Below are 3,374 nucleotides of genomic sequence, written 5' to 3'. Positions count from 1 at the left end.
GCTCGAGCCCGCGGTCGGACCGCGTCGACGAGGCTCCGGAACCGCCGTCGGCGGCGTCCGACGTTCCCTGACCGAGCGCCGACGTGTCCACGGAGAGCCAGGCTGGCACACCGGTCCGACAACGGCCGGTCCGCCGTCGGCGCACCCGTCCGGACGGTCGGGTCCGACCTGTGTTGTCGATCACGAAGGGAACCTTTTCCCATGTTGTGATGCCCGCCGCACTGGGAGGTGAGCCACACTTCTACACTGCACGCGCCCGGACACCGGCCCCGTCCGGCCGGGCGTTGCACCCACGCGCGGCTCCGCCGCGCGCACTGTCGACGCCAGGGATGCCGTCGTCGGGCGGGCACCTCGCAGGTGCGCCGGCCGCCGCGGCCGCCCTGGTCGGATGATTCCACTGAACCAGGAGGACGGATGTCCCAGTCCACCCTCGCGCAGGGCCTCGAGCTCGGAGCGGGAGACCTCACCGTCGTCGGTGTGGTCGCGGTGGTCGCCCTCGTCGCCCTGGCCGTCGGCGGTCTGCTGCTCAAGGAGGTGCTCTCCTACGGCGAGGGCACGGCCTCGATGCAGGAGATCGGCCGCGCGATCCAGGAAGGCGCCACGGCGTACCTCAACCGCCAGTTCCGCACGCTCGCGATCTTCGCGGTGATCGTGTTCGTACTGTTGTTCGCCCTTCCGGCGGAAGACATGGGCGAGCGCATAGGCCGTTCGATCTTCTTCGTCATCGGCGCGGTGTTCTCGGCCGCCATCGGTTACCTGGGCATGTGGTTGGCCACCCGGGCCAACATCCGTGTCGCCGCGGCCGCCCGGGAGCCGAACGGGCGCGTCATCGCGACCCGGATCGCGTTCCGCACCGGCGGCGTCGTCGGCATGTTCACCGTGGGCCTGGGCCTCTTCGGTGCGGCCGTCGTCGTCATGGTCTACGCCGGTCAGGCACCCCGCGTGCTGGAGGGCTTCGGCTTCGGCGCCGCCCTGCTGGCGATGTTCATGCGGGTCGGCGGCGGCATCTTCACCAAGGCCGCCGACGTCGGCGCCGACCTGGTCGGCAAGGTCGAGCAGGGCATCCCGGAGGACGACCCCCGCAACGCCGCCACCATCGCCGACAACGTGGGCGACAACGTCGGCGACTGCGCCGGAATGGCCGCGGACCTGTTCGAGTCCTACGCCGTCACCCTCGTCGCGGCCCTGATCCTGGGCACCGCGGCGTTCGGCCTGCAGGGCCTGCTGTTCCCGCTGATCGTTCCGGCCATCGGCGTCATCACGGCGATCCTGGGCGTCTACCTGACCAAGGCGCGTGAGGGCGAGAACAGCCTCAAGGCGATCAACCGCAGCTTCTACCTGTCGGCGGCGTTCGCCGGCGTGCTGTCGATCGTCGCCGCGTACGTCTACCTGCCGGGCTCCTTCGGTGAGCTGACGAACCCGTCCGACACCTCGGTCTCGGCGCTGACCGCCGACCCGCGCCTGATCGCCTCGGTCGCCGTGATCATCGGCATCGTGCTGGCCGCGGTCATCCTCAAGATCACCGGTTACTACACCGGCACCGAGGACGCCCCGGTCAAGGACGTCGGCAAGTCGTCGCTGACCGGTCCGGCCACGGTGATCCTGTCCGGCATCTCGATCGGCTTCGAGTCCGCCGTCTACACCGCCCTGGTCATCTCGGCCGCGGTCTACGGCGCGTTCCTGCTGTCCGGCTCGATCGTGGTCTCGCTGTTCGCGGTCGCGCTCGCCGGTACCGGCCTGCTGACCACCGTCGGCGTCATCGTCGCGATGGACACGTTCGGCCCGGTCTCGGACAACGCGCAGGGCATCGCCGAGATGTCCGGCGACGTCGAGGGCGACGGCGTGGACATCCTGACCGAGCTCGACGCGGTCGGGAACACCACCAAGGCGATCACCAAGGGCATCGCGATCGCGACGGCCGTGCTCGCCGCGACGGCGCTGTTCGGCTCCTACCGCGACGCGATCAGCCAGGCGCTCGACTCGGCCGGCGTGGCCGCGTCCGACGCCGGGACCTCGTTCGCCTACGAGGTGTTCAGCCCGAACACCCTGGTCGGCGTCATCATCGGTGCGTCCGTGGTGTTCATGTTCTCCGGCCTCGCGGTCAACGCCGTGACCCGTGCCGCGGGCGCGGTCGTGTTCGAGGTCCGCCGCCAGTTCCGCGAGATGCCCGGCATCATGGACCGCACCCAGCGGCCCGAGTACAGCAAGGTCGTCGACATCTGCACCCGGGACTCGCTGCGCGAGCTCGCCACCCCGGGCCTGCTGGCCCTGCTCGCCCCGATCGCGGTCGGGTTCGGCCTCGGTGTCGGCCCGCTGGCCGGCTACCTGGCCGGTGCGATCGCCACCGGCGTCCTGATGGCGATCTTCCTGGCCAACTCCGGTGGGGCATGGGACAACGCCAAGAAGCTGGTCGAGGACGGCAACCACGGCGGCAAGGGATCCGACGCCCACGAGGCGACGATCATCGGTGACACCGTCGGTGACCCGTTCAAGGACACCGCAGGCCCCGCGATCAACCCGCTGATCAAGGTCATGAACCTGGTCGCCGTGCTGATCGCCCCGGCCATCGTCGCGCTCTCGGTCCCGGGCTCCTCGCCCGTGGTCCGGATCCTGATCGCGCTGGCCGCGGTCGCGATCATCGTGGCGGCGGTCGTGGTGTCGAAGCGGCGCACGTCACAGATCACCGACGCCCCCGCGGAGACCGCGGTCGGCTAGCCCCTTCCCGTCGGTCGAGGTCACGGAGGCCGCTCATCCCGTCCGCGGGGTGAGCGGCCTCCGTCGTGCTCACCGGGGGTCGGCTAGTCTCCGATCGCCGGAGCGACCCCGAGCCAGCCGGTTGGAGGACACATGGGCGCAGGTCAGGTTGCATACGGGCGCGCCCGCGTGATCGGTTTCGCGGCGGTGCTGGCGGTGACGGTCGCCGGCTGCGGCGGATCGGACATGACCGCCGAGCAGTGGACCGACCAGATGTGCGGGGCGGTACTGCCGTTCGTGCGCACCGCGACGACGCCGCCGCCGGCCGGTGCGGACCCGGCCGCCACCACCCGCGGGATCAGCGACTACCTCGGACGCTCGGCCGGCGCGCTGGACGGAACCCTGGACACGCTGGCGCGTCTCGGCCCCGCCCCGGTGGACGACGGCGAGGCCGTCGGCGCCCGGCTGCGGGACTCGCTGACCGAGATCCGCACCGCGTTCACCGACTCGAAGACCCGGGTGGACGCCCTGGACACGAACGACCCGGCCGCCCTCGAGCAGGGGCTCCCGGAAGCGCTCTCGCCGGTCTCCCGGCTGCAGAGCGACACCGCGCTGGCCGGGCTGACCTCGGACCCGGAGCTCTCGGCCGCGTCGCAGAGCTCGGCGAACTGCCGCTCGCT

At 71.2% G+C, this 3,374-nt stretch carries 2 protein-coding genes; both read left to right on the top strand.

Annotated features, from left to right (window positions below; all coding sequences use genetic code 11):
- Positions 1 to 414: 414 nt before the first annotated feature.
- Complete coding sequence (locus tag I4I78_RS31350; protein WP_218615129.1) at positions 415 to 2,715, top strand: sodium-translocating pyrophosphatase; 2,301 nt, start codon at positions 415 to 417, stop codon at positions 2,713 to 2,715.
- 132 nt (positions 2,716 to 2,847) lie between these two features.
- The coding region (locus I4I78_RS31345; RefSeq protein WP_218615128.1) for a hypothetical protein at positions 2,848 to 3,374 on the top strand (527 nt) is incomplete at its 3' end.

The organism is Pseudonocardia sp. KRD291 (assembly GCF_019263595.1).
In the GTDB taxonomy this organism is placed as follows: Bacteria; Actinomycetota; Actinomycetes; order Mycobacteriales; family Pseudonocardiaceae; genus Pseudonocardia.
This window is presented reverse-complemented; position numbering and strand designations above follow the sequence as displayed.